Origin of the sequence: Teichococcus coralli, assembly GCF_009829925.1 — a bacterium.
GTDB lineage: Bacteria > Pseudomonadota > Alphaproteobacteria > Acetobacterales > Acetobacteraceae > Pseudoroseomonas > Pseudoroseomonas coralli.
Window position 1 is genome coordinate 38,484 of the sequence record NZ_SNVJ01000029.1, and the last position, 7,186, is coordinate 45,669.

Genomic DNA, 7,186 nt, shown 5'->3' on the forward strand with positions numbered 1-7,186 from the left:
AACAGAAAAGGGCCCCGACTTCCGGGGCCCTTTCCTTAACGCAGGTGGCGGTGCGGGATGAAGGCGCCTCAGGTGCCCGGTTGCGGGGCCGGGCTGCCGAAGCCGCCCCCCGGCCGCGTCGGGCGGCCGGAGCTGGGCACGCTGCCGCGCCCCGCGGGCACTGGCTCGTCCGGGCGGTTGCGCACCACCGGCTCGCCGCGGATCACCTGCCGGATCTCGTCGCCCGAAAGGGTCTCGTGCTCCAGCAGGCCCTTGGCCAGGGCGTGCAGCTCGTCGATATGGGTCTGCAGCGTGTGCTTGGCACGCGCATAGGACTCGTCGATGACCGAGCGGATCTCGCCATCGATCTCGCGCGCCGTCGCCTCGGAGAGGTTCTTCGACTGCGTCACGGAATGGCCGAGGAAGACCTCCTGGTCGTTCGAGCCATAGGCGATCATGCCGAGCTTCTCGCTCATGCCCCATTCGGTGACCATGCGGCGGGCCTGGTCGGTGGCCATCTTGATGTCGCCCGAGGCACCGTTGGAGACGTTGTCCGGGCCGAAGATCAGCTCCTCGGCGACACGGCCCCCCATCGCCATGGCAAGCTCGGCCTTCAGCTTGGACTTGTGCTTGGAGTAGCGGTCCCCGGCGGGCAGCGACATCACCAGGCCCAGCGCGCGGCCGCGGGGAATGATGGTCGCCTTGTGGACCGGGTCACATTCCGGCTCGTGCAGAGCAACAAGGGCGTGGCCGGCCTCGTGGTAGGCCGTCATCTTCTTCTCGTCGTCCGACATCACCAGGCTGCGGCGCTCGGCGCCCATCAGCACCTTGTCCTTGGCCATCTCGAACTCGTGCATCCCGACGGTGCGGCGGCCGCCGCGCGCGGCCAGCAGCGCCGCCTCGTTCACGAGGTTGGCGAGATCGGCGCCGGAGAAGCCCGGGGTGCCCCGCGCGATGGTCTTGGGATCCACGTCGGAAGCCAGCGGCACCTTGCGCATGTGAACGCGCAGGATCTTCTCGCGGCCCTGCACGTCCGGGTTCGGCACCACCACCTGGCGGTCGAACCGGCCGGGGCGCAGCAGGGCCGGGTCCAGCACGTCCGGGCGGTTGGTGGCGGCGATCAGGATGACGCCCTCGTTCGCCTCGAAGCCGTCCATCTCCACGAGCATCTGGTTCAGGGTCTGCTCGCGCTCGTCGTTGCCGCCGCCCAGGCCGGCGCCGCGATGGCGGCCGACCGCGTCGATCTCGTCGATGAAGATGATGCAGGGAGCGTTCTTCTTGCCCTGCTCGAACATGTCGCGCACGCGGGACGCGCCCACACCCACGAACATCTCGACGAAGTCGGAGCCGGAGATGGTGAAGAAGGGCACGTTCGCCTCGCCGGCGATGGCGCGGGCAAGCAGCGTCTTACCCGTACCGGGCGGGCCGACCAGCAGCACGCCCTTCGGGATCTTGCCGCCAAGGCGCTGGAACTTCTGCGGGTCGCGCAGGAAGTCCACGATCTCCTCCAGCTCGCCCTTGGCCTCGTCGATGCCGGCGACGTCCTCGAAGGTGACGCGGCCCTGCTTCTCCGTCAGCAGCCGGGCGCGGGACTTGCCGAAGCCCATGGCCCGGCCGCCGCCGCCCTGCATCTGGCGCATGAAGAAGATCCAGACGCCGATCAGCAGCAGCATCGGGAACCAGGAGAGGATGTAGTGGAAGAGCGGATTGACGTCGCTCTCCTCCGGGCGCGCCACGACCCGCACGCCCTTGTCGGTCAGCTTGCTGACCAGGGTCGGGTCCTCGGGCGTGTAGGTGCTGAAGCTGCGCCCATCCGAGAGCTGACCCGTCAGGGTACGGCCCTGGATGGTGACATCCCGGACACGGCCGGAATTCACCTCGTTCAGGAAGTCGCTGTAGGCGACCTGCTGGCCGGTCTGGCGGGTGGAGGACGAAGGCTGGAAGAGGTTGAAAAGCGCCACCAGCAGCAGCGCGACAATCACCCAGAGAGCCAGATTGCGGCCGAAATTGTTCACCGTGCGGTTCCCATCCGTGTGCCGGCCAAGGGGCAGCCCCAGCCCGGCGCATTGACAAGATAGGACGCCGGACGCCGTTCTGAAACCTTGGCGGGCGCGCCATCTTGCTCCGTTTTCACATTTAGGCGGACAAAGGACCGCCAGCGGGAGCAAAAACCGCGTCCGCGGCGACGCCGAGCCCCAGGCACGGGATGCCCACGGGGCAATCCTCCCTCCACAGCGCGGGAAGGCCGGCCAGAACGCGGGCCGGCAGGCCACGCCGCGCGGCGCGGTCCAGACCGGCGGCGGCCGTGCCCAGGGCACCCCAGCGCAATTCCTCCCCCCCCGGCTGGCCAAGCAGGCGCCAGCGGCCATCCCAGACCGCGCCGGCGCGCGCCGGAACGGGTGGCGCACAGGCGGCGGGCTCGCGGCAAAGCCGATCGCCCTTCCAGACGACGCCGTGCAGCGTTCCCTGCCCCCGCGCCAGCAACCTCGCCACAGCGGCGCCGGCAGGAGCGTGTTCCGCCCCGGCAAGCAGCCTGAGCAAGGCGCCCAATGCCGCTTGCGCCACATCGTCCTTCCCGAGCGACGGGGGATCGAGCTGCGCCCAGCCCTCGGGATGCAGGGCGACGGCCCCGGCGAGGCGCCGAGCGACCTTGGCCTCCAGCCTTGCCCGCCGCCGTGCGAAGGCCCGGGCGGCGGCAGCCAGCGCGGCCGTGCCGGCGCCCGTGCCATCCGGGTCGCGCAAGGCGGTGCGGAGGCGCACGCGGGTGAAGCGCGGATCGGCGTTCGAGGGGTCGCGCAGCGGCTCAAGGCCGCGCCGGCGCAGCAGCGCCTCCAGCCGCGCCGGCGGCATGTCGAGCAAAGGACGCAGGATCAGCGCCTCGGCGGCGGGGCGCAGGGCGGCCATGCCGGCCAGCCCGGCCGGACCGCTGCCGCGCAAGGCCCGGAAGAGCAGCGTCTCCGCCTGGTCCATCCGGTGCTGGCCGAGCAGCAGCCAGGGAAGGCCCCGTGCCGCGCAGGCCTCCAGCAGCGCGGCCAGACGTGCCGTGCGCGCGCGTTCCTGCAGGGCCGGGCCGCGCGGCAGGGCAAGCGTGATCCGGTCGGCGGCGATGCCCTGCGCCGCGAGGGTGCGCAGGGTCCATGCCGCCTCCCCTGCGCTATCCGGGCGGAGGCCGTGATCCACGACCAGCGCCTGCACCTCCCCGCCACGCGCAAGGGAGAAGTCATGCGCCAGCAACGCGAGGGCCAGGGAGTGCGGGCCGCCGGAGACGCCAACCGCAAGGCGGGGCGCCTGCCCGAACGGCCCGAGCGGCGCCATCAGCGCCGCGAATTCCGCCCCTTCGGGCGGAGTGTCGGCCGTCAGCGGCACCCGCCACGCTGGCGGGCGTCGGCGGCGCGCTGCGCCAGGTTGCCGGAGAGCTTCGGGAACTGGCTGCGCAGATCGTCCAGCGTGGCGCAGGCCTCCCGCTTGGCGCCGAAGCCGAGAAAGGAATTGCTCAGCCCGATCAGCGCCTCAGGGGCACGGGCGCCGCTGCGGTTGCGCCGAAAGGCATCGTCGAAGGCCAGGGCGGCGTTCTGGTACTCGCGCCGGCCGAGAAGCGACTCCCCGAGCAGCAGTTGCGCATCCTGCATGCGGGCGGTGTTGCGGGCGCCGATCACCTCGCGCGCGGCGGCCTCCGCCGTGCTGTAGTCGCGGCGGGAAAGCGCCGCCTGCCCATCCGCGAGGGCGCGCTCGGCGGTGCGCGGCCCGGCATTCGCGGCCGGCGCCACGGGGGTCTCGGCCTCGCTGCGCTGCTGCGGGCGCGGCGCCTGGCTGGCAGGCCGCGCCGCGCCGCCCCCGCCCTGCTCAAGCTGCTGCAGCCGGTAATCCATGTCGCCCTGCAGCTTCTCCAGCGCCTGCTGGTTGGTGCGGATGCGGTAGTCGGACTCCTCCACCCGGCCACGCAGGCGGCGCACCTCGTCCTCCAGCGCGCCAACGCGGTCGAGCAGTTGGGTCAGCAGCTCGGAAGAGCCCGCGGCCGGCGCACCGCCGCGCATCGGCGGCGCCATCGGCACGGGCGTCGCATAGCCGCTGCCGCCCTGCTGACGAAGCGCGTCGAGTTCCTGCCGCAACTGCAGGATCTGGTTCTGCAGCGCGATGCCTTCGCGGCTGTCCATCTGCGCCAGAGCAGGCGCGGCGCCCAGCAGGGGCAGCAACGGCGCGAGGCGGAGGAGCGTGCGGAGCATGGCGAAGTCCTTCCGGTGGCGAGTCGGGGCCGCGAAAAAAAACTCAATTGGCGAAAATTAAAGCGGCGGCTCCCTCTCCTTCGAGCAGGGGCCGCCGCTTCTCTCAGCCTGTCGGCCCCGCGTCAATGCAAGGCCGCGTTGGGCAAGGCCGCGTTGGACAAGGCCGCTTGGCGCGGCTCAGCGCACCGCGGTGACGGCGCGGCGGTTCTGCGCCCAGGCGTCCTCGGTGGAGCCGAGCGCCGCCGGGCGGTCCTTGCCGTAGGAGATGGTGCTGATGCGGCCGCCGGCCACGCCGTTGGCGACCAGCACGTCGCGCGCCGCATTGGCGCGGCGCTGGCCGAGAGCGAGGTTGTACTCGCGCGTGCCGCGTTCGTCGGCATGGCCTTCGACGGCCACCTGCGCCTGCGGATACTGGGCGAGCCACTGCGCCTGGCGCTCCAGCGTCGGGCGCTGGTCGGCGCTGACGCTGCTGCTGTCCGTGGCGAAGAAGACGCGGTCGCCAACATTGGCGACCAGGTCCTCCTGGCTGCCGGGCCGGATGGTGCCGGCGCCGAAGCCGCTGGCGCCGGCCCCACCGGCCGCACCGGCGCCGGTGGCGGCGCCGGAGGTGTCCTCGCTGGCGCAGGCCGCGAGGAGCGCAACAGCGGCAAAAGCGCCAAGGAGCTTGGTCTGCATGCGTTCGATTCCTGATGTCAGAACGAATTAAGGCGGCGGTTACGCTGCGATTGAGGCAGGTTCAAGGCAACCAACCTTCGCGCGAGGAATGGTTGCCCCTCCGAAACTGCACAGCTTCCGCCGCATTGTTTCAGGACGACAACAAGGGCGACCAGTTCGGGTCGGTCGCGTCGGTGGGGGTGAGGATCTGCCGCTCGTTGAAGCCGGCGATGTCGATCATGGCGAGCCGCGCGGAGTATCCGCCGCCCCGCGCGTCGCGCGCCGGCGTCTCGCGGTAGAAGGCGAGCACGCGGCCGTTCGGCGCAAAGGTCGGCCCTTCCATGCCCCAGCCCTCGGAAAGGATGCGCTCACCGGAGCCGTCCGGCCGCATGACGCCGATGGCGAAGCGGCCGCCCGACATCCGGGTGAAGGCGATCAGGTCGCCGCGCGGCGACCAGACCGGAGTCGCGTAGCGTCCGTTGCCGAAGGAGATGCGCCGCGCGCCGCCGCCATTGGCATCCATGACGTAGATCTGCTGGTCGCCGCCGCGGTCGGAGTTGAAGACGATCTGCGAGCCGTCCGGCGAGTAGCAGGGCGAGACATCCAGCCCGCCGCCGGAGGTGAGCTGCCGCTCGCGGCGGCTCGCCAGGTCCACGACATAGATGTTGGCGTCCCCGCCGCGGGCGGAGGAGAGCACCACGCTGCGCCCGTCCGGCGAGAAGCGGGGGGAGAGCGTCATGCCCTGGAAGTTGCCCAGCACCTCCTGCCGGCCGCTGTTCAGGTCGAACAGGTAAACCCGTGGCTGGTTGTTGTAGTAGGACATGAAGGCGATCTGCCGCGCGTTCGGATGGAAGCGCGGCGTCAGGGCCTGGAAGGTGCCGTCGGTCAGGAAGCGGTTGTTCTCGCCGTCCTGGTCCATGATCGCGAGGCGGCGGGTGCGCCGGTCGCGCGGGCCGCTCTCGGCGATGTAGACGATGCGGGTGTCGAAATAGCCCTTCTCGCCCAGCATCCGCTCGTAGATCACGTCCGAGATGACATGGGCGATCTGCCGCCAGTTGTTGGCGGCGGCGGTATAGGCGGTGCCCTGGAGCTGCTGCTCGGAGTTCACCTCCCAGAGGCGGAACTCGATGCGAGCGCGGTCGCCCTGCGGCTCGGCGCGGCCGGTGACGAGCGCCTGCGCGCCGATCACGCGCCAGTCCTGGAAGCGCGGCGCGGCGGCGGCGGCATCGGCCGTCTGGATGTAGGCGGCGCGCTCCACCGGCCGGAACAGCCCGGAATTGCGCAGGTTGTTGGCGATGACGCGGGTGATGTTCTGCCCGAGCTGCTGCGCCGCCGGGGAGGAGCCGGCGAAGTCGGGCAACGCGATCGGAATGGGGTCGGTGCGCGCGCGGGTGATGTCGATCACCTGCCCGCCGGCGGCGGTGCCGCCCGGTGCCGGCGCCTGGGCGCGCGCCAGCGAGGGCGCCGCGAGCAGGCCGGCGCCACCGAGCAGCGCGAGGCGGCGGGAGAACAGCGGGTTCGGCTGGGTCATCGGACGAGGCCCTTCGGATTGAAACGGAAGGTCGCGGCGTTCAGCGACTGGATCTTCTCGCGGGGGACGGGCAACGGGCTGCATTTCTGGTCCAGCAGGGCGCGGCGGGCGCTCTCGTAAACCGCGCGGGCGCGCGGGTCCGAGGGAACGCCGCTTGCCGGGCGGACGTTGCGTATGACCCCCGAGGGGTCCATGTCCACCTTCAGCTCGACCACGATCTGGTCAAGCCCGAGCATTCCCGCGTCCACCGACCAGCACTCGCTGATCCGCTCGGCGACGCCGCGCACCTCGCCGGAGGTCAGCAGCGCGGTCCCGGTGGGGGCGCCGCCGCCCTGGACCGGCCGCCCGGAGGCCTCGGAAGGCCGGGCGCGCGGCGGCTGGTTCTGCTGCTGCGCGGCGCGCAGCTTCTCCAGCGTGCTCAGCACCGAAGAACTGCGCTCGGCCGCGCGGGGCGGCGGCGGGGTCTGGCCGGTGCCGGCCTCCTTGCTCGGCTCCGGTGCGGGCGGCGCCGTCGAGGGCTTGGTCGGCGTCGGGCGCGGCGGGGCTGGCGGCGGCGCGGAAGCCTGCTTCTGCGGCTGCGGGCGCTCCGCCTCCTTGCTCGGCTGCGGCGGCGCGGGTGGGGCCGGCGGCGTGGGGGCGGGCGGTGGCGGCATGGGCAGCGGCGGCGCGGCGGCCTGTTGCTGCTGCTGTGGTTGCGGCTTCGGCGCCTCCGGCGCGGCGGCAATCTCGCCCTGCTCGGCAGGCGGCGCCGGGGCGGGCGGCGGCGGCATGGGCAGCGGCGGCTGCGGGGCGGGCGGCT

6 protein-coding genes are annotated in these 7,186 nt (G+C 72.1%); all 6 read right to left on the bottom strand.

Annotation, left to right across the window (positions count from 1 at the left end; all coding sequences use genetic code 11):
• Window positions 1-68 precede the first annotated feature (68 nt).
• A complete protein-coding gene (ftsH, locus tag E0493_RS21230; RefSeq protein WP_160939270.1) occupies window positions 69-1,994 on the bottom strand; it encodes an ATP-dependent zinc metalloprotease FtsH in 1,926 nt (641 codons plus the stop codon).
• Window positions 1,995-2,115: 121 nt separating this feature from the next.
• Window positions 2,116-3,345: a tRNA lysidine(34) synthetase TilS gene (tilS, locus tag E0493_RS21235; protein WP_367614563.1), complete on the bottom strand. Its 1,230-nt coding sequence runs from the start codon at window positions 3,343-3,345 to the stop codon at window positions 2,116-2,118.
• Window positions 3,336-4,202 carry a YbgF trimerization domain-containing protein gene (locus tag E0493_RS21240; RefSeq protein WP_160939271.1) on the bottom strand — a complete coding sequence of 289 codons (867 nt, stop codon included), beginning with the start codon at window positions 4,200-4,202 and terminating at the stop codon, window positions 3,336-3,338. Before E0493_RS21240 ends, tilS begins: the two co-directional genes overlap by 10 nt.
• Before the next feature lie 177 nt (window positions 4,203-4,379).
• Window positions 4,380-4,877, bottom strand: a complete 498-nt coding sequence (gene pal, locus E0493_RS21245; protein WP_160939272.1) for a peptidoglycan-associated lipoprotein Pal — start codon at window positions 4,875-4,877, stop codon at window positions 4,380-4,382.
• 130 nt (window positions 4,878-5,007) lie between these two features.
• Window positions 5,008-6,387 (bottom strand): Tol-Pal system beta propeller repeat protein TolB, encoded by a 1,380-nt coding sequence (gene tolB, locus E0493_RS21250; protein WP_160939273.1) that lies wholly within the window; start codon window positions 6,385-6,387, stop codon window positions 5,008-5,010.
• The coding region (locus E0493_RS21255; RefSeq protein WP_160939274.1) for a hypothetical protein at window positions 6,384-7,186 on the bottom strand (803 nt) is incomplete at its 5' end. The genes E0493_RS21255 and tolB, both read right to left, overlap by 4 nt.